This is a genomic window from Pseudomonas sp. P4_C3 (assembly GCF_056402075.1).
Genome location: NZ_JBFUIC010000086.1, coordinates 1 through 19,642, shown reverse-complemented (window position 1 = coordinate 19,642; position 19,642 = coordinate 1). Strand labels below are relative to the sequence as shown.

Sequence of the window (19,642 nt, the reverse complement as noted above, 5' to 3'; positions counted from 1 at the left end):
GTGCCCGACCAGGTGAAACTGACCGCGGTCGTGTTGCAAATAGACACGCATTTGACAGTCGGACAAGGGGGCGTATCCCTCAGGCATGATCAAATCCATCGAGTCCATATCGACATCGACCATGGCTTCAGTCTCGTGGGTCTTCTGCAAGCGCTCTTCGGCATCTTCCAGACGGCGATGCAGAGGTCCGTCGACGTAGAAATGGACTTCCCCCATCGGGGTGGACTTTGGGGCGCCGCTGGTTTTGCACCAGCCTTCAATCGTCAGGGCACTCATGAGGAAACCTCCCATGTGGATTGCTGGACTCTGTAGCTATCGTTCCTGCTCAATGCCATCACTTATGTTTGATGACTGCACAAGGGCAGGGTTCATCCTTTGGGGCCGCTTCCGGTCGATCTCTGCCGTCCGTCATCAGAAAATGAGTATAGCTGGCAACCGAACCTCCTTTACCCACCTCACGGTACAAGCCGATGGCTCTATACTCCTTACTGACTTTACCGCCCGGACGGGTGGTATTTGTCTGCCCTGCCTGGACGTAAGTGGCGATGCTTTTGCATAACCAATGAACAACAGGAATAGGATGAAGAGGAAATGGCAATAGCAATTGTCTTGATACTAATCGTTATTGCATCAGTGCTATTCCACATACTAGCGCCTTGGCAGGCGACACCGGCAGCTTCCAACTGGGGCTCCATAGACACCACCCTGTTCATCACCCTGATCATTTGCGGGGTGTTTTTCATCGCCATCACGATATTTATGGCGGTAGCGGTGATGCGCTATCGTCACAAGGAGGGTGCCAGGGCGGCCTACCAGCCAGAAAATAAAAAGCTGGAATTATGGTTGATTATCGTTACCTCGGTAGGTATTGCCGGGATGTTGGCGCCAGGTCTGGTTGTTTACAACGACTTCGTCCGGGTGCCGAAAAATGCTTACGAACTTGAAGTGGTCGCCCAGCAGTGGCAGTGGGCCTTTCGTTTTCCCGGTCAAGACGCAAAGCTGGGCAGATCGGATATCAGGTTTATTGATTCCGCCAATCCCCTGGGCCTTGATCCCAAGGATCCTGCAGGGCAGGACGATGTGCTTGTAATCAATAATGAAGTTCGTCTTCCGCTCGATCGGCCGGTGAAAGTTTTACTGCGCGCTAAAGATGTTCTGCACGATTTCTATGTACCGCAAATTCGCAGCAAGATGGACATGGTGCCAGGGATGGTGTCGTACTTTTGGTTTACGCCGACTAAAACCGGAAAATATGACGTCCTTTGCGCTGAATATTGTGGCGTGGGTCATTACAACATGCGCGGCCATATGATCGTGGAAGAGCAGGGCGTCTTCGATCAATGGCTGAAAGGCCAGCCGACTTTTGCGCAGACATTGACGACAGCTGCCAAACCCGGTCGAGACAGCGTGCTGGAAAAAGGCCGCCAGTTGGTCGAACAACTCGGCTGCAAGGCCTGCCATAGCCAGGATGGCGGTGTCAGTCTCGGACCGGGATGGAAGGGGTTGTACGGCCGCACTGAACAGCTTGCCGATGGCACCAGTGTGCAGGTCGACGAGGCCTACCTGAAAGAGTCGATTCTCGATCCGAAGGCCCGACTGGTACAGGGCTACCCGCCGGTCATGGTGGCCTATACTCTCAAAGACGATGAGCTGGGTGCTGTCATCGCCCTGATCAAATCACTAGGTGCTGCGGGGCAAGTCGATGAACCTTCTACCGGCGAAGCGTCGAGCTCGGGTGAAGACCTGGTGGCGCAGGGACAGCGACTGGCCGGGTCGCTCGGCTGTCTGGCCTGCCACAGTGTCGATGGCAACAAGGGCGTCGGCCCCAGCTGGCTGGGCCTGTACGGCAAGACGGAAACCCTTGCCGACGATTCGAGCGTAAAGGTCGATGAGAGCTATATCAGAGATTCGGTTCTTCATCCCAATGCCAAAATCGTCAAGGGCTATGCAGCCGTCATGCCGGTATTGGCTCCGAGTGACGAGGAGCTGAATGCACTGATCGCTTTCATCAAATCCAAAGCGAATGCTGACGCTGATGCGAACAAGGCGGAGCCAGGGAAGTAGCCGTGAAACAGCCAGGAATACACTGAAACTTCGGCAGGAGGATGACGTGATGGCCTATGCGGAGCAAGCCGAAACAGAAGCACTGCACGAGCCCAAAAGTTTCCTGACCAAATACATCTGGAGTCAGGACCACAAGGTCATAGCCATTCAATATTCGTTGACGGCCATCTTCGTGGGGCTTATCGCTCTGGTGTTGTCCGGCTTGATGCGCATGCAGATAGGCTTCCCCGGTAGTTTAGCGTTCATGGATGCCAGTACTTATTATCAGGCGATGACCATGCACGGCATGATCATGGTCATTTACTTGCTGACGGCCTTGTTTCTAGGCGGCTTCGGCAACTATCTGATCCCGCTGATGGTGGGCGCCCGCGACATGGTCTTCCCCTACGTCAACATGCTCAGCTACTGGTTTTACCTGGTGGCGGTACTGGTGTTGCTCAGCAGTTTTTTTGTCCCTGGCGGCCCCACAGGTTCCGGCTGGACGCTCTATCCGCCACAGTCCATTTCCCAGGGGACACCGGGGGTCGAGTGGGGCATTGTCCTGATGCTCGTCTCACTGGCGATTTTCATTGTCGCGGCCACCATGGGCGGGTTGAACTACGTCACCACGGTGTTGCAGGCGCGCACGCACGGCATGACATTGTTTCGCATGCCACTCTCGGTATGGGGCATCTTCATGGCCTCGATCATGGCCTTGCTGGCCTTCCCGGCGTTGTTTGTCAGTGCGGTCATGATGCTGTTCGACAAGCTGTTGGGCACCAGCTTCTTCATGCCGGCGATGGTCTCGCTGGGGCAGCACCTCGATCACCAGGGTGGCAGCCCGATACTGTTCCAGCACCTGTTCTGGTTCTTCGGCCACCCGGAGGTCTACATCGTTGCTCTCCCTGCGTTTGGCCTGGTCTCCGACTTGATCAGCACCCATGCACGTAAAAACATCTTCGGCTACCGAATGATGGTGTGGGCCATTATTGCGATTGGCGTACTCAGCTTTGTGGTCTGGGCGCACCATATGTATGTCAGCGGAATGAACCCGTACTTCGGCTTTTTCTTCGCCGTCACCACTTTGATCATCGCGGTGCCGACTGCGCTGAAAGTCTACAACTGGGTGCTGACCCTGTGGCAGGGCGACATCCATCTGACCGTGCCGATGCTGTTTGCCCTGGCCTTTATCGTCACCTTCCTGGTCGGCGGTCTGACCGGGTTGTTTCTCGGCAATGTGATCGTGGATATTCCGCTCTCGGACACCTATTTCGTCGTAGCCCATTTTCATATGGTCATGGGGGTTGCACCGGTCCTGGTGGTGTTCGGCGGCATTTATCACTGGTTCCCGAAAATCACCGGGCGGATGTGGAACGACACCCTGGGCAAGCTGCATTTCTGGATTACCTTTCTGGGCACCTACGCCATCTTCTTCCCCATGCACTACCTGGGTTTCCAGGGCATGCCACGTCGCTACTACGCCTATGAAAACTACGCGTTCATCCCGCAGTCCGCTCAAGACTTGAATGCCTTCATTACGGTAGTCGCATTGACTGTCGGCGTTTCCCAGTTGCTGTTCCTGTTCAACCTGACCTGGAGTGCGTTCAAGGGCAAACCCGCAGGCAGTAATCCCTGGGGCGCGGCCAGTCTGGAATGGCAAACGCCGAACACCCCGCCGATACACGGTAACTGGGGAGAGAAGCTGCCGGTCGTGCATCGCTGGGCCTATGACTACAGTGTGCCGGGGATAGAGCAGGATTTCGTGCCGCAAACAGTCTCGGCCGAGGAGTTGGAGCAAATGCGGCAACTCAGTGCCGGAACCAGGACAGCGGACGTTAAAACATGAACAGACTGCTATTGAGAAACGCCGATGGCGCAGACCCCGGCGGCAGTTGGAATCGCGACCCTGAGGGTATTCAGGCCGCCGAGGGTGCCGATAGAAGGCAAACCGCAAGGGTAGGCCTGCGCTTGTTTCTGGTGGTGGTGAGTTCGTTATTCTTCCTCTTCCTGATCGCCTTTGTCGCCCGTTCACAAATGGCCGACTGGCTACCCCTGACAGAGCCTTTGGCGCCGTTAGGCAATCTCCGACCGCTCTGGCTGAATTCGGCTTTTCTGGTATTGAGTTGCATCGCACTGCAGTGCTCGCGTATGGCCGCCCGAAAGGCTCTGCCGGGCGCAGCTGTCATTGGTTTTGCATTGGGGGGAGTCTTTGCCATTGCCTTTCTGGCGGGGCAACTCTGGGTCTGGCAGCAGTTTGTCGCCTGGGGCTACTTTGTCGCCAGCAATCCGGCCAACAGTTTCTTCTACCTGTTGACCGGCCTGCATGGGCTCCACCTGCTGGGCGGGCTGATCGCCTGGTGTTGGATCGTCGCTAAATTTCTGCGTCATGTGCCACTGGCACAACTCAGCGCCAGCGTAGAGCTCTGTGCCATCTATTGGCATTACTTGCTGGGCCTTTGGTTCGTGCTATTCGCGCTGCTGGCCAGCACCCCGCAAACCTATGAAGCCATCGCCAGATTCTGCGGCCTGAGGTGAACAGCCATGGCATTGCACCCGCAAGTCGAAGCCCAAGCCCAAGCCGAGATCAGTTCATCCAATCCACCAGGTTCGCCACCTGCGCCGGGATGGCAGGGCATCGCCAACGATTGGTCCTCGGATAAAGAGGCCTTCAAGCAGGTCCCCTGGGGCAAGGCGATGATGTGGATATTCCTGCTCAGCGATACTTTTATATTCACCTGTTTTCTGACCGGCTACATGTCGGTACGCATGACTATCACCACCGCCTGGCCGAACCCCAGTGAAGTGTTCGCGTTGACGATCGGCGGTAGGGAAATCCCGCTTATTCTGATCGCCATCATGACCTTTGTGCTGATCAGTAGCAGCGGCACCATGGCCATGGCCGTGAATTTCGCCTATCGCCGTGATCGTGCGAAAACCACGGCCCTGATGCTGGCGACCGCTGCCTTGGGGGTGACTTTCGTCGGCATGCAGGCATTTGAATGGACCAAGCTCATCGCAGAAGGGGTGCGTCCCTGGGGGAACCCCATGGGGGCGGCGCAATTTGGTGCCAGTTTTTTCATGATTACCGGTTTTCACGGACTGCATGTGTCAATCGGCGCCATCTACCTCAGCATTGTGGCGCTGAAAGTTTTGCGGGGAGATTATGAGCGCTCCGGAAACTATCAGAACGTCGAGATAGCTGGGCTTTACTGGCACTTCGTGGATTTGGTGTGGGTGTTTATTTTTGCTTTCTTCTATTTGTGGTAGAGGAGTGCGGGTGATGGCACATGCTCAGGGTCAGCAACATCCAATCAGTTTGTACCTTAAAATCTGGGGGTTGTTATTCGTCCTCAGCACGCTGTCGTACCTTGTCGACTATTTCCACTTCCATGGCTACCTTCGGTGGACGCTGATTATCACTTTCATGTTGTTGAAGGCAGGTTTAATTGTCTCCATCTTCATGCATATGGCATGGGAGCGGTTGGCCATGGTCTACGCCATATTGGTGCCACCTTTGTGTTTACTGGTGCTCGTCGGACTCATGGCCACCGAGGCAGACTATGTTTTCCTCAGCCGGGTCATTTCCTTTGGCCAATAAGCAGCTTTCGGATGGCCTTGAGTCTCCAGGCGTTAACCCGATATCACTCGCTTGAACTGATGCCATTTGTGCTGCCAGGCCACTGTCCAGTGCGGGGCTGCCGTTCCCGTGCCGGCGATCTGCAGCATTGGATGATGTTTGATTACCTGGTCCAATAGCGATTCTTGATCCGGCTCAACATCCACGAAGAAGATATGTTTGCCTTCGTTTACCACCTGCTTGAAATTGCGGAAGTGAGTGTTCGGTACCTGGAACCCAAAAAAGCCGCCTTCCCAGATGCAGAAGCCCAAAATAACAATGGCAAGGAAGATAACTGGCATCCAGCCTGCGGCGGATTCTGTCCAGCCCATCCAATAGGCGACACCCAGGACCAGTGCTGCGAGGGGCACACCGATCACCGCACCAATCTCACCAGAGTGAACAGCATCTTGCTCCATTAACGAGTTAACCTCGTGGAGGTGATGTTGTTCGACATCAGCAACTTTTTCACTGAGCACATGAATTTGTTCGGAATTGATGCCACTGGCTTCCAATTCATTTTCAACGGTTTCGAGATCGTTGAGATTGTCACTGATGTAATAGTGTCGATTCATGCCACACCTCCCAACTCGTGTTTGCTGTAGACCTCCTTTGTCCGGCAGCTGTTAACCAGGATTTACAGTCGGTACCTGTACCGTGGGGAACGTTGCATACTTCATGCAATCTGAAAAAAAGTATAGCACTCGCCAGCATGCGGACCGGTCGCTAATTGATCTGCACAATGACCGGACCTTCCGTTACGATCGGCGGGTTCGCGTGGATACTCGAGGTGTTTTTCTGAATCCAGTCACGCGCTACTTTCAAGCTCGCATCACTGCCGGCCTTGTCTATGCAAACAGTGATCGACGTACCACCGTCACCCGTATTCAGCAATGTGTAGCTTACGAGGCCAGGCACTGTCCGCAAGGTAGCTTCGATGTCGTCTTTGCGCTTTTCCAGAAGCTCGAAAAGTTGCTTTGCTCCCGTACCCAGGTAGGTTCTTATCACCGCGTACATAGTCGTCTCCTTTGGGAGTACCGTCTTGATGCCCATCCAGATCCGTTGATGGCCGCAATCACACAAGTTTCAACTCGCCCTGATTTATTAAGCTTAGCCAAACGCCGGCGACAACCGAAATGCAACGACCACCGGCCCATCGCAAACATCAAACCCGGCGCTAACTGAACCTTGAACATTGACGCAATTGCGCCGGGCTCACGCCAAGGCGTTGCTTGAAGGTGGTCGCCATGTGTGCCTGGGAGTTGAAACCGCAGGCGTAGGCGATCTCCGTCAGCGTGGCAGTCGAATCGCGCATCAGGGCTCGGGCCCTGGCGAGGCGTCGGTCGATCAGGTAACCGTGCGGGCTTTTGCCTGTGGAGTTTTTGAAGGCCCGCATGAAATAGCCTTCGGACAATCCAAGCAGCCCCGCCATCGCCGGTACGCTCAACGGGCCATCGAGGCCAGCATCAATGAACTCATCGAGCAAGCGCATCCGGTAACCGGTTATCGAGCCATGGGCCGGTGACAGCACTGCTTCGCTACTCGTCGCCCGCGCAGACAATGCCAGTGCCCAGGCCTCCCAATCGTCCTCCACGCAAGCGTGCAACAGCGCGGCGCGCATTCGCCGTGCGAGGGCAGTGGCCTGCCGGTCGATGCGATTGTTGAAGGCACGATCCCCGACCAACGCAATACCGTCGGTGCGCATCACCCGCAGGTATTCACCGCCCGTGGGTGATTCGGACAACACGTCACACCCGACGGGAACGAACGCCAGGCCGTTGGGCACGGCATCGAAAGGGCGTATTCGGTCACTGCCGATAGCGTGCAGGCCTCGCTGGCTGTCGAAGGCAAAGCCGATTCCCGCCTGGGTCGCCACATAGCGGGTCGCGTAGGCACAGCCGGGGAGCAATTCGATCGCCCAGGGGCCGGCCTCGATACGGCGGACCGGTTCGGACAGGAGTGGTGGCGTCATGCGGTTTCGATAGCTCATGAACACCATAGTAGTGAAGAGGGGGGACAAAAGTCAGGTCAGTTTTCTGAAAGCCAGCGTACTGCGTCCGTGTCCAGACTGGGCAAAATCTCAGGGGGATCAATCATGCACAGACTGACTCGCGGCGATATCGAACAGGCCGCACGCAACGTTTACCAGGTCATGCCGGCCACCGCCCAATACCCTTGGCCGTTGCTGGCTCGGCGGTTGGGTTGCACGGTGTGGGTCAAGCACGAAAATCACACGCCTACCGGTGCTTTCAAAGTGCGCGGCGGTATTACCTTCATGCACTGGCTCAAACGCGAGCACCCAGACGCGAAAGGCATTGTCAGCGCTACCCGCGGCAACCATGGCCAGAGCCTCGCGCTGGCAGCTGGCGCACTGGGTTTGCGGGCGTTGATCGTAGTGCCGCAAGGTAACTCGGTAGAAAAGAACGACGCCATGCGCGGCTTTGGCGCTGAAGTGGTCGAATACGGGCGCGATTTCGATGAGGCCCGCGAAGAGGCTGCACGCCTTGCGCACGTGCATGACCTGTTCCTGGTCCCGCCGTTTCACACCGAGCTGGTCAAAGGCGTCGCCACTTATGCGCTGGAGCTGTTCAATGCGGCGCCGGACCTGGATACCGTATATGTACCGATTGGCTGTGGCTCGGGGATTTGCGGGGTGATCGCCGCCCGCGATGCGCTGGGACTGAGCACCCGGGTGGTGGGCGTGGTTTCCACGCAAGCGGCCGCCGCACAGTTGTCGTTTGACACTGGGGTCCTATGCGAAACCGCCTCGGCAACCACCTTTGCCGACGGTCTGGCCGTACGCAAGCCAGTGCCTGAGGCCTTTGCCGTCTACGCGCAAGGTGCGGAGCGGATCGTAGCGGTCAGTGACGCGCAGATTGCCGAGGCCATGCGCGTGTATTACACCGATACCCATAACCTCGCTGAAGGGGCCGGTGCGGCGGCGCTGGCAGCGCTCATTTCGGAGCGTGAAGCCATGTCGGGAAGAAGGGTGGGTGTGATTCTATCCGGCGGCAACGTCGACAGATCGGTGTATGCGCAAGTGATTGCGTGAAGGGGCAATGACCGTGGTCACATAAATTTGAAATGCACGGCGTTGCTCGACACAATCGCGCCCCGATCCGGCCAAAAGGCGCCGGACGTTTGTGGTGAAAAGGGGCCGCAGGTGAACGAACAGACATTGTCCATGCGCCTGGAGCGCGTGGCGGCGCATGTGCCAGCCGGCGCGCGCCTGGCCGATATCGGCTCGGATCACGGCTACCTGCCGGTGGCGCTGATGCGCCGTGGCGCCATCGCGGCGGCGGTGGCCGGCGAGGTGGCGTTGACGCCGTTCCGCTCGGCCGAACGCACCGTGCGCGAGAACGGCCTGGACCCGCAGATCACCGTGCGCCTGGCCAACGGCCTGGCGGCAATCGAGCCGGGAGACGGGATCACGGCGATCAGCATCTGCGGTATGGGCGGCGAAACGATCCGCGACATCCTCGACAGCGGCAAGACGTACCTGAGCGGTCAGGAGCGCCTGATCCTGCAACCCAACGGCGGCGAACAGCCACTGCGCCAATGGCTGATGGACAATGGCTACCGCATCCTCTGCGAGGAAGTGCTGCGGGAAAGTCGTTTCGACTATGAAATCATCGTCGCCGAGCGCGCCGGGCCGGTGATGTACACCGCCCAAGAGCTGTACTTCGGCCCATTGCAGATGCAGGCCCGCAGTCCGGCGTTCCTGCTCAAGTGGCAGCGCAAGTTGCGCCAGAAGCAGAAGACCCTGACCCACTTTGCCCGGGTGCAACAGGCCGTGCCCGAGGAAAGGGTGCAGGACATCGCGCGTCAGGCCCAGTGGATCACCCAGTTACTGGCCTGAGGAAGCGTGGGGGCAGGCGATGTGCATACAGCGCGATGGCGGCTTTTTTTCGGAATAAAACCGGAAACGATTCAGCTCCTTGGCTACGCCGGTTTCAGCCAAGGAGACAGGTACTCCCCGGTGTTGGATTTGGTACCGTTTGTCGAGCATCCTGCTCAAAAAGTGAACGATTTTGATAGGCTTCGCTCTGATGTTCCGGCAGACGGGATCCTTTGAGAGGTCGCGCTGCACTCACTAATAAAAAGGACGTATACCTCATCTGCATTGAATGGAATGCACATGGGGATTTTTTTTACCTGAGACCTGGAGTGATAGTATGCCGTCATCACTGACTCGCTGGGCGAGTCGCTCCCTCTTGTAATACCTAATTATTAAGTTGCTTCAATCATTGCGAACTTGATCTTGCAGGTGCGAATAAATAATTCGCATGCCTGGGGCATGGTCAATTTGCACTGCGGCTATAAGTGGAGATGTCATCTTGGATATTAATACAATGATCGGCCTGATCGGCCAGAAAGAATCCATGGAGTTTTTGCGTTTAGGTGTTGTTTACGTTCACCTGTTGGCTTGCTGCGTGGCGATTGGCCTGGTGTTTGCCAGCGATGCCGCAATGGTCAAGGATTTATGGAAAGGTCGTGTGTCGTCGGGGCACGATAATGAACATATGGCCAGTCTTCAGACGTCTGTTTCCAATGCGTTGATATTCTTGTGGATCACCGGAGCCGCGGTAATAGGCATTGATTATCTGGATAAAGGCATGAACTATTTTGCCAATCCAAAACTGCAAGCCAAAGTCATCATTGTATTGTTGCTGACGTTCAACGGCATGTTGTTGCACCGCTTTGTATTGCCGGCAATGCTCAAGGCCGGGTCGCTGCTTGATCTCAAGGTCAGTGTACGAATGTTTGCCCTGTTCTCTGGCGCACTGTCGGGCGTGTCCTGGCTGTATGCCGCCATGCTCGGTGTCGGTCGACCACTGGCCTGGAAATATTCGCTCACCGAGTTGCTGATGGCCTATCCGGTGTTGATCGTGCTCGGCTTTGCGATGATGGTGGCGCTGACTCAGTGGGCGCGCAAGCGCAACGAAGCAACGCCAGCTCAGGAGACTTCGTGGCTGTTTGCGGGTATTCCTGCGCTGCGCTGAGCTGACGAAAACCCAGGTAAAGACGGGTAAAACCGTTTGACCCTTTGAAACATCAGACCCCCTCCTGGCGAGGGGGTTTTTGTGCGTGTGGGAAACAGGAGGTCAAAGATAACCGGCTCGATTGGCCGGTTTTTTTTCGAGTGAAAGACATCCATTTCATTTCAGCGCCAACGACTTGATCGTCATGCGTGAAAGCGATCCGAAGCGCGTAACCAGAGGCCCCGTAGGGCCGGACGGTGAGAAGCCCATCATCGTTTCGACAAGGGGGGAGGGTAACTACCGCTCATCGCCAAGGCACAAAATAGGCTTTGACATCATTGGGGCTTTGGTTGAGTATTCATCTATCGCATGCGATCTAATCGAACGAGACAGGATGTAGCAACAACCCTTGCCGTTTGGAGACTCAGCCATGAACACCGGAAGCCGCCGCACAATGTTTATCTCGACCGCCCACGCTTCCCATGGCCAAAACGGCAACAACTGGATCATTGCACACGCCAATTGATGAACGTTGCTTTTTAAGCGCCATAAATATCGCATGCGATATAATCGCACGAAACATTAAATCCTGAGGAAGGCCCCATGAGCAAGATCGATAAAGTGCTGGCAACCGGCAAAACCCACACCACTCATAACAGCGCAGGCAACACCTCGCGCGGCCATAACGGCAACCTCGATATCGTGCTGTCGTCCCCTGGCAGCGACACACCGGCACACGTGCTCACCGCCGTCCAGCCGCACCCGAAAGCCGAGCAACTGTTCGCCGGAGCGTGGTCGGCTTGCTACATCGCAGCGGTGGGGCTGGCCGCCCTACAGATGAAGGTGACGCTGCCGACCGACACGGCCGTCGACATTGAAGTCGATCTGGGCCAGACCGGCGCGGCTTACTTCCTCCAGGCTCGACTGACTTTGCGTGTGCCGGGGCTGGATCATGGGGTGGCGACCGAGTTGGCCCACAACGCCGATGCAATCTGCCCGTATTCCAAGGCCACACGCGGCAACATTGATGTCGACATCAATGTCTTGACGGCATAACCCACGCCACGGCCGGCTCACCGGGGATCTCCCGGTGAGCCGGCCTTCAGTGTTTATGCGCACTTCCGATACCATCGCGTACGATGTAAAGTTTCAGTCTCGCCAGACTGACCCAAGAGTACGTCCATGAAAAACACCGACAAGACATCCGCCCTGGATCTCAAACTCTCCGATTTCCTGTGTTTTGCGGTCTATTCAACCAATCTGGCCTTCGGCAAGGCCTACAAGCCGATGCTCGAGCGGCTTGGCCTGACTTATACGCAATACATCACCCTGGTTGCGCTGTGGGAGGAAGACAACCAGACCGTTGGCAGCCTCGGCGAAAAGCTGTTTCTTGAATCCAATACCCTCACGCCGATCCTGAAGAAGCTGGAAGCGATGGGTTATCTGCTGCGCCAGCGCGACCCGGAAGACGAACGCCAGGTGCGGATCAGTCTCACCAGAGAGGGGCGAAAACTGCGCGAAGGCCTCACCGAAGATGGCTTCCCGCAAACCGGTCTTGACCCCGACGACTTCGTGCAAATGCAGAAGGCCATAGTGAAGTTACGGGGCAGTCTCATCCGGTCGACGAAAGACAGGGAGTAAGTCGTAGCGAGTCTAGTGAGTGGCCCCGGATTTGTGAGATGCACCAAATAACGGATCAGATCTGAGCGGCTCATTAAACCCGGGGGGCAATTGGGCTATCGGATGTTGTGCGGCGGTTGCACGGCAGGGCTGGCCCTCTGGTCTTGATACCCCCCGATTTCGGAGCGAGCCCCCCCACTAATGGGCGCGATTCCCCGGCAGAATTCGCACCTCCATTAGCTCAAGAATTTCAAGTTCTGAGCAATGTTTGCCGGGCTCTCAGGTCGGCCGATATGTTTTGTTACATCGATGGCAAGGTAATTGCTGAGTGAGCGTATCCCGACCGTGAAAGGTGCAGAGTCGGGATACTGTGGAGCTGTAAGTACCCCATTGAGTGATTGCACGTAACTAATACCCCTGGCTACTCAATAGAAGTGCTGCAGTCCTCCTCTGCAACCGTCCAGGGGAAATGCTTATGAGCCACTCCAGATACACGTGTGCGCGGGTAGCGCTGCTCGGATTGTGCTTTTTAGCCTGCCTGCTGACGGTAACGCTGATGGCGGCAGACGAACCTCAGGGCAATGACAATCAAAGTAACGAGAAGTGGCTGGAGCCGGCACGCTCCAAGCTCATGCATGTGACTGGCGCGATGCCGTTCTTTCCGCACCGGGCCAATACCCCCGGCAACCTGGTGTTGAATGTGAAGGACTTCGACAATGCCCAGGTATGTGGCGCTTGCCATACAGAGATCTACAAGCAGTGGCGCTCGTCGATGATGTCCCAGGCCTGGGATGAACCCATCTATCGGGCCTTGCTCAAGCGTGCGAGTTCGGCCACCGAGGGGAAGGTCGATAACTTCTGCACCGGCTGCCATACCCCGATCGGTCTCACGACCGGGCAGATCAATTCGCAAGTCAACCGCTCCTCGATTGAAGACAGCGCGAAGAATCATCCGATGCCAGGGGTCGATTGCGAGACCTGCCACAACATCAGTGCCCGCACGGGCCTCGATAACGGCGCCTATGTTCTGAGCCCTCGGGCACACGGTAAACCGACCAAGTTCGGCCCGCGCAAAGATGCCGTTTCGCCGTATCACGACACCGTATATTCCGCTCTGCACACACGCTCGGACTTTTGCGGCACCTGCCACAACGTCACGCATCCCTTCAGCAGCGTGGCGGTCGAGCGCACCTATGACGAATGGCAGGAGAGCACCTACAGCCTTAACGATGTCACCTGCCAGAGCTGCCATATGCCGGGTTTTGCGGGCAAGGCCGCGATCATGGGGCCAGACCGCGAAGAGGTCGCCTCGCATTGGTTCAGCGGAGCCAACGCCATGATGCTCAAGCATCTCGGTCAGGAAGAGGGCTCGCAACGCGCTCGCGACATGCTCGCGCGCGCAGCGGAAATAACCTTCCAGCAACCGCCGGCAGCCATCATTCCCGGGCAATACACCTCGGTAGCGGTCAAAGTTTCCAACGTCGGCGCCGGGCACAAGCTGCCGACCGGTTTTCCAGAGGGACGGGAGATGTGGATCGATTTCCGGGTGCTCGATGCCAGTGGTCGCGAGCTCTATCGACTGGGCTCGATCAAGGACGGCAAGACCGAGGACAACACGCGAAACTTCAAAGTGCACATCGGCGACAAGGACGGCAATCCATTGGATGTCGAGGTCTGGAATGCCACGCAGATTCTCTCGGACAACCGCATTCTGCCCAAGGGCTACGATATCGGGGAGTTCTCCTTCCTGGTGCCGGCCGACGCGGTCGGGCCGCTGACCCTGACGGCCGCACTGAACTACTGGCCGTTTTCGCAGAAGCTGGCCGACTACCTGCTCGGCAAGGACAAGGTGCAGGTGGAAATCACCCAGATGGCCAAAGTCACGCAGAGCGTACCCTTGTCACCGATCACTGCGTCCCGACGCTAGGGGGCGTTCTCAATTAGTTTGGCCGGGCCTGCTATCGAGCCGGGGTTGCATGTACCTGAGTGCAGGAGAGCGACAGTTGGTCGGATGAAAGATGGGGCCGGGTTTTATGAGGCTGTCTGTTTATTGACGTTTTTAATGGTGTTTTAAAACAATGGGTTGGCGTCTGAAAATCAGGGTTTTGTCATAATGAATGCTTGTTGACGATCGAGTTTTGTCCGACTTAAGTCTGATTTTCGAACACCTGGAGCCTGGGACATGCGACTGGCGACCGGCGGCGTCCCCGGTTCCCTGCTATTAATCAATGAGTGTTCGATTGCTGATCCTTTCGGGAGCGCGTCATGAATCCATCCATTCGCATCGGCATTGCCGACGATCATCCGATGTTGCGTGAGGGCGTTGCCAATACGTTGAGAAAACGGGCGGATCTGCAGGTCGTGGATCAGGGCGCCAATGCGCAAGATGCCATGGATATTGCCCGCAAGATCCGTCCGGATGTGATGTTGATGGACGTCAATATGCCGGGCGATGTGTTCGCCGCGGTACGGTTCATTTCCACTCAACTGTCGAATGTGAAGGTACTGATGCTGACGGTTTCAGAATCCGAAGACGACGCCTTTTTGGCACTGGAGGCCGGCGCGCGCGGGTATGTGTTGAAAGGAGTCAGCGGACCGGAACTGATCCTGGCTATCAGGTCGGTTGCCAGGGGTGAGACGTATATCACCCCCGAGTTCGCCAACAAACTGCTGAGTAACGACAAGAAGCACGAAGCGCAAATTCACACGGTTGATCTGACCCATCGCGAGGAGGAGGTCATTCGTGAAGTTTCAAAGGGGCTGACCAATAGGGAGGTTGCGACAAAGCTGATGATCRGCGAAAAAACCGTCAAGCACCACATGGGCTGCGTGATGCAGAAACTGCACGCCCGAAATCGTGTCGAAGCGGTCACGGCTCTACGGCATTACAGGGAGCGCGAAGCGGTCGGGCGACTTCACACCGGCGCAGCAAAAACACGAATGGATGCCGGAACGCCCCCTAGAGTTTGAACTGTGCATTGACCGACGTACCAGAGACGCTGGAGTCGATGCTGAACAACCCGCCCAGAGATTCAATGCGATAACGCAAACCGGCGAGCCCCAATCGGGTTCTGCCGGATGCCCCTTGCAGCATGGCGTCTGCCGCCATGCCCGGACCACTGTCCCTGACGCTGATGTTCAATACTTCATCAATGTATTGCGCCTGGATGACCTGACCCTCGCCGTTGGCATGCATGTAAGCGTTGTTGAGGGCTTCTTGCACAAAACGGTACAAACAGAGTTTGAGCGGCAGTGGCGCGGTCTCCGGTAGCAGTCCCAGGGTTAATGTGACCTTGGTGCCAGTGCGTTGCTCGTGCCGTTGCGCCACCAGTTGCAACTCTTCCACCAGGTTCAATTCATTGATTTCCGGAAGTGCCAGGCCTCGCGATAAATCGCGGACCTCACGCAATGCGTCGGTGGCGGCGCCACGAATGGTTTCCAGCGACTCCTGATCGACAGCGGAACAGTTTTCGGCCAGGTCGTCGAGCCGGATCAGAATCAAGGTCAATAACTGCGCCGGCCCATCGTGCAGGTCTGCACCAATGCGCCTCAAGGTGAGTTCGTTGACATGGGAAAACTCCTGGGTAGCTGTCGCCATCTTGCGCTGGAGTTCGGCATTGCTGATGTGCAGACGGGTTTGCTCCTGCAGCCGTAAGCGCAGTGCCACTTGTTGTCGCTGGATGATCTTGTCACCGCGTCGCACGATGAAAAAAAGCAGCGTCAGCATTGCCAGTGTCGCGGCGCCAACGACCACCCATACCTGTTCCCGGACGCGATTGATCTCGCGCTTCAGACTATCGGCCTTTTCATAAAATTCGCCCACCGCGATGACTTTCCTGGTGCTTGAATCGCGCAGGGGCGCGTAGATCTCATAGAGCGGCACGTTGAGGTTGCGCTCGAACTCGTTCTCATCCTCGTTCAGCCCTTCAAGGTCGGTGACCACTTTGCCCTTGAGTGCTTCGGTGATCTCATCCATCGGGAATGTGTGGTTGGTGATGGCTTTATTCGTGCTGTAGACCACCGTGCCATCCGCCCGCCAGATCTTGATCGAGACAATGTGATGTTTGAGCGAACGACTTTCCGTGAGGTGGTCCAGAGACTGGACACTTGCCGCCGAGAGTTTGTTGTCCCGGCTCATCTCCTGCACATAGGGCTCCAGAAACGTATCCATGTACTGAGCGCCTGCTTCTGCTGCGCTATGTACCGCGGCACTTTCTATTCGAGCGCTCACCAGTTTGCCGACGAAGAACATGGTCAGTCCCAGGATCACCGAAGCGGCAATGACAAACTGGGTCGAGCGACTCAGATTGCGCACCTTGACCTTGATCCGCGTGCGCCAGATTCCATTGCGAACCGCATCGGAAACCGGGGCAGGCTCGACCAGCTCCTCAGTCTCCAGCGCGGTAAAAGTCGCGTTTTCTGATTCGGCTTTTGCATCTTTTGCCATCGACCTGGTTCCCTGATCATCGTGATAAGTCGGTTGGAGACCCTGCAACTCAACGGATATCTGGAGATTGGCTATGGGCGCCACGCCCATGACTGACAGTAGTTCACTGTATAGCGATCCGACAGCTTCACCGATGGATTACACACCACGGATGCTCAACCAGAACATCGTCAGTGCTGCTTGATGGCGGCGCCCGTGCGGCGGTAACCGAAACSTYTCGGTTACCGCCGCACGGCGATGTGTTGCGACGCGTACACCCGACCTATGTTCAGGCTTGCGCGGCGCTGACCTTGCCGGTGACCGTGGAATTTTTCCGAACCGCTTGATACAGCAGGCTGGAGACCATGAACCCGACAATGGCCAACAGGCTCATTAACGAGAACACGTAGTTGTAGCCTTGCTGACCCGGGAAATGGTCAAGGATTGCGCCGTAGATGACATAGGCAAACATGCCAGGCGCATAGCCGATCAGGCAACCAATGCCAAAGGCTGAACCGGTGATGTGCTGGGGAATGCCGACTTCACCCATGGGTGCCCAGAACACGCCGCGCATGGAAAAAACAATCAGCGCGAAGGAGAGGGTGGCTGCCATGCCCGCGTAGATGAAACCCGGGCTTTTCGGGATGAGCATGATGACGCCCATCAGCGGCAACAACGCCAGAAATGCCCATTTCAGATAGCGGCTGGAGCTCTTGAACTGCTTGTCGGCAATGAAGCCACCGGCGGGGCCGCCGAGGATCTTGAGAAAGTACTGGTTGATGATGCCATAGGCGCCCACCAGGGCGACGGGCAGTTCGTACATGTCCTTGAGGTAGGGAATGAAATAGGTCRGGCCGCAGTACACGATGTAGACCATGAACACGTTGAGGCTGACCAGCCAGATGCCCGGCACCTTGATGGCCTCGAGCAGGTTCGATAATCCGTTCTTCGGCTTGGCGGTCGACTGGGTATTGCCGCTCTTGAGCAGCAGCCAGGTCAGGGTCCCGGCAAGAATGTCGATGACCGAATAGAAAAGGACCGCCGACTTCAGACCGTTTTCACCGGAGCCCATGGCGACGAACACGCCCAGCGCTGAGAAGGCGACCAGGGTATCGATGACGCCGCGCCCGCCTTCGAGCAGGCCGAACAGTCGCCCCTGTTCTTTATCGTCACCCAGGTTGCGGATGGCTTTGAGCAGCGAGGGCCAAAAGATGCAGTCGGCACATACGGCTAGCAGGCAGAACACAATCAGCAGATTGCTGAAGGGCGGAAAGGTCGCCAGGTAGAGCCCGAGGCTGCCGGTACCGATCAGGCCGAGGGGGATCAACTTGCGCGTGTCGTACCGGTCGGCGAGCATGCCACCCACCACGAACAGGGCGGTGGCGATGATGGCGTTGGCGCTCAGCAGCAGGCCGATTTCAGTGTGGGACAACCCCATGAACTCTTGCATGGGGATATAAAAGGCGTCTTTGAGATTCGCCAGCTTGTAGATGGTGCCGCCGCCGAGTATGAGAATCAGGAATCTGAGCCATTTGGCCTTGTCATGGGATGTCATTATTGTTCTCCAGGCTTGATTGGGAAGGCAGTGCCTGTCGGCACATCAGGTTCAGGCGTCAGCGCAATGGGCCAGGGTCAACTCGGCCAGGGTTCGGAACTCGGCCAGCAGACCTCGTACATAGGCGACCTGGTTGTTGGCCCAACGGTGTTCATCGGCCAGCATTCGTTCCAGCGAGAAGCCTTCCGGCAGCGCTGTTTCACTCATTTCCCGGTACGCAATGAACGGGTCGGCGGCTTCGTCCATCTGGCGGAACGCCGGGGCAACGTAGTGGTTTTCCTGCTCGAGAATGAAAGCGATCACTTGCACAGCTGATTCGCCGAGCATCAGCAGTTCGAACAACATGCGTGCGTTGGGCAGGTCGTCTTCGTCACAGCCCTGCAACACGCCGTAATGGCCGAATGCGTTTTGCTCGGGGACGATGCGCACACCCTTGAGGTGGGTCTGGCGTATGTGCGGCGCCAGGTTACGGAGCGCAGCAAGGGGCTGTTCGCAGGCATTGATCATGTTGCCGAAGTCGAACAGGGCGTGCAGGCGAGGGTGGTTCAGCCGGCTCAGCAGTTGCGCGATCTCGCCGCTCTTGAGTTCCTCATGCTGCTCGAAGTCGAAGAACAGGTCGTGCTCGTCTGCCTGCTGCGCAAGGTAGTGCAGGTCCGACTCGATCAGGTCCATGACCCGCGACAGCGCCCCTTCGTAGCGTGAGTAAACACGAATGTTGCGGGTGCCCAGCGCCTTGGCAATGGCGATCACTTGATCGACATCTTTTTTCAAGGTGCTGCTGATTTCCAGATGCACGTCCAGCCCGAGAGCATTGGCCTTGTCTGCAAACGCCTGAAGCTGCGCTGGCGTCATTTGACTGAGGCTGTTTTCCTCACCGTCGAGCAAGTGCAGGCTCAGCCCCTGCAGCTCGTGGCGATAGGCGAAGTCCAACAGGTCAGCAGGTGTCACGCGGCCGTGGGTCAGGTTGGTCAGCAAGGGGTAGGCATGGGCAAACAGGCGCAGTTGCCCAAGCCGGTCGAGCAACTGGCGGGCCAGTGCCTCAGTCAGTACGGGGGGAGCCCCGGCCCGGGCAGCCTTATGGCTGAGCAAGGCGTTGAATCGTTCCTGGATCTTATTGTTCATTCGAGTCGTTCCTGGTTCAGACGCCGGGTCTACCGGCGCAGCCTTTATCGCGCCAGTCAGGAACTCTCGATAGATCCATTATCAGTTAAATCATAAGACCACTTGCCTTGCGTCAAGTGGCCTGCTGCAGATAGCCCATCTTGCGCAAGGCCCGCGCAAGCGCTTCGACGCGTTCTTGGGCCTGGTCCTCAGGGGTACTGGCAAAGCCGATCAGTAGCGCCGGTGGCAAGACATGCTCCAGGCAGTAGTCACTCAGGGGATAGGTATGAATGCCATGC

At 56.8% G+C, this 19,642-nt stretch carries 19 protein-coding genes and 1 pseudogene; 12 read left to right on the top strand and 8 right to left on the bottom strand.

The genetic code is table 11. From position 1 onward, the window contains the following. Nucleotides 1–276 (bottom strand): hypothetical protein (locus AC1DVH_RS15755; protein ID WP_477754585.1); only part of this gene is annotated, 276 nt, incomplete at its 3' end. A 315-nt stretch (nt 277–591) separates the two neighbouring features. On the opposite strand from AC1DVH_RS15755, the gene AC1DVH_RS15750 reads away from it, so the two are divergent. The 5 genes from AC1DVH_RS15750 to AC1DVH_RS15730 are packed head-to-tail and all read left to right on the top strand — an operon-like array spanning nt 592 to nt 5,641. Continuing rightward, nucleotides 592–2,064 (top strand): c-type cytochrome, encoded by a 1,473-nt coding sequence (locus tag AC1DVH_RS15750; RefSeq protein WP_477754584.1) that lies wholly within the window; start codon nt 592–594, stop codon nt 2,062–2,064. Between the two features lie 49 nt (nt 2,065–2,113). After that, nucleotides 2,114–3,889, top strand: a complete 1,776-nt coding sequence (ctaD, locus tag AC1DVH_RS15745) for a cytochrome c oxidase subunit I (RefSeq protein WP_477754588.1) — start codon at nt 2,114–2,116, stop codon at nt 3,887–3,889. After that, nucleotides 3,886–4,578: a cytochrome c oxidase subunit 3 gene (locus tag AC1DVH_RS15740; protein WP_477754583.1), complete on the top strand. Its 693-nt coding sequence runs from the start codon at nt 3,886–3,888 to the stop codon at nt 4,576–4,578. The genes ctaD and AC1DVH_RS15740 overlap by 4 nt, the downstream gene beginning before the upstream one ends. Nucleotides 4,579–4,584: 6 nt before the next feature. Further along, a complete protein-coding gene (locus AC1DVH_RS15735; protein WP_477754582.1) occupies nt 4,585–5,310 on the top strand; it encodes a heme-copper oxidase subunit III family protein in 726 nt (241 codons plus the stop codon). Nucleotides 5,311–5,323: 13 nt separating this feature from the next. Continuing rightward, nucleotides 5,324–5,641, top strand: a complete 318-nt coding sequence (locus AC1DVH_RS15730; RefSeq protein ID WP_477754581.1) for a cytochrome C oxidase subunit IV family protein — start codon at nt 5,324–5,326, stop codon at nt 5,639–5,641. Nucleotides 5,642–5,673: 32 nt separating this feature from the next. Here the strand turns inward: AC1DVH_RS15730 and AC1DVH_RS15725 are convergent, their stop codons facing one another. The 3 genes from AC1DVH_RS15725 to AC1DVH_RS15715 all read right to left on the bottom strand — a co-directional run bounded on the left by AC1DVH_RS15725 (nt 5,674) and on the right by AC1DVH_RS15715 (nt 7,658). Then, the gene (locus tag AC1DVH_RS15725) at nt 5,674–6,234 is read right to left on the bottom strand and encodes a magnesium transporter (protein ID WP_477754580.1); all 561 of its coding nucleotides are present in this window, start codon (nt 6,232–6,234) and stop codon (nt 5,674–5,676) included. A gap of 151 nt (nt 6,235–6,385) precedes the next feature. Further along, entirely contained in the window at nt 6,386–6,676 is a 291-nt protein-coding gene (locus AC1DVH_RS15720; protein WP_477754579.1) for a hypothetical protein, read from the bottom strand. Between the two features lie 160 nt (nt 6,677–6,836). Further along, nucleotides 6,837–7,658, bottom strand: a complete 822-nt coding sequence (locus AC1DVH_RS15715) for a helix-turn-helix transcriptional regulator (RefSeq protein ID WP_477754587.1) — start codon at nt 7,656–7,658, stop codon at nt 6,837–6,839. Nucleotides 7,659–7,754: 96 nt separating this feature from the next. Between AC1DVH_RS15715 and AC1DVH_RS15710 the strand changes: the two genes are divergently transcribed. The 7 genes from AC1DVH_RS15710 (at nt 7,755) to AC1DVH_RS15680 (ending at nt 15,231) form a co-directional block, all read left to right on the top strand. Further along, on the top strand, nt 7,755–8,711 hold the full coding sequence (locus AC1DVH_RS15710) for a threonine dehydratase (protein ID WP_477754578.1): 957 nt from the start codon (nt 7,755–7,757) through the stop codon (nt 8,709–8,711). Between the two features lie 111 nt (nt 8,712–8,822). Continuing rightward, the gene (locus AC1DVH_RS15705; RefSeq protein ID WP_477754577.1) at nt 8,823–9,518 is read left to right on the top strand and encodes a tRNA (adenine(22)-N(1))-methyltransferase; all 696 of its coding nucleotides are present in this window, start codon (nt 8,823–8,825) and stop codon (nt 9,516–9,518) included. 493 nt (nt 9,519–10,011) lie between these two features. Next, nucleotides 10,012–10,662: a hypothetical protein gene (locus tag AC1DVH_RS15700; RefSeq protein ID WP_477754576.1), complete on the top strand. Its 651-nt coding sequence runs from the start codon at nt 10,012–10,014 to the stop codon at nt 10,660–10,662. A 582-nt stretch (nt 10,663–11,244) separates the two neighbouring features. Next, nucleotides 11,245–11,697, top strand: coding sequence for an Ohr family peroxiredoxin (locus tag AC1DVH_RS15695; RefSeq protein ID WP_477754575.1), 453 nt, complete (start codon nt 11,245–11,247; stop codon nt 11,695–11,697). A 126-nt stretch (nt 11,698–11,823) separates the two neighbouring features. Then, nucleotides 11,824–12,282 (top strand): MarR family winged helix-turn-helix transcriptional regulator, encoded by a 459-nt coding sequence (locus AC1DVH_RS15690; RefSeq protein ID WP_477754574.1) that lies wholly within the window; start codon nt 11,824–11,826, stop codon nt 12,280–12,282. A 454-nt stretch (nt 12,283–12,736) separates the two neighbouring features. Further along, nucleotides 12,737–14,188, top strand: a complete 1,452-nt coding sequence (locus tag AC1DVH_RS15685; RefSeq protein WP_477754573.1) for a multiheme c-type cytochrome — start codon at nt 12,737–12,739, stop codon at nt 14,186–14,188. Nucleotides 14,189–14,526: 338 nt separating this feature from the next. Next, on the top strand, nt 14,527–15,231 hold the full coding sequence (locus AC1DVH_RS15680; protein WP_477754572.1) for a response regulator: 705 nt from the start codon (nt 14,527–14,529) through the stop codon (nt 15,229–15,231). Here AC1DVH_RS15680 and AC1DVH_RS15675 read toward each other — a convergent pair. From AC1DVH_RS15675 to AC1DVH_RS15660, 4 genes and pseudogenes are all read right to left on the bottom strand, one after another. Continuing rightward, nucleotides 15,221–16,708 carry a sensor histidine kinase gene (locus AC1DVH_RS15675; protein WP_477754586.1) on the bottom strand — a complete coding sequence of 496 codons (1,488 nt, stop codon included), beginning with the start codon at nt 16,706–16,708 and terminating at the stop codon, nt 15,221–15,223. The genes AC1DVH_RS15680 and AC1DVH_RS15675 overlap by 11 nt on opposite strands. A gap of 268 nt (nt 16,709–16,976) precedes the next feature. Continuing rightward, complete coding sequence (locus tag AC1DVH_RS15670) at nt 16,977–18,242, bottom strand: MFS transporter (RefSeq protein ID WP_477754571.1); 1,266 nt, start codon at nt 18,240–18,242, stop codon at nt 16,977–16,979. 51 nt (nt 18,243–18,293) lie between these two features. Continuing rightward, complete coding sequence (locus tag AC1DVH_RS15665) at nt 18,294–19,364, bottom strand: sugar phosphate isomerase/epimerase family protein (RefSeq protein WP_477754570.1); 1,071 nt, start codon at nt 19,362–19,364, stop codon at nt 18,294–18,296. 112 nt (nt 19,365–19,476) lie between these two features. Then, nucleotides 19,477–19,642 (bottom strand): annotated as a pseudogene (locus AC1DVH_RS15660) (MocR-like pyridoxine biosynthesis transcription factor PdxR); the annotation flags it as partial.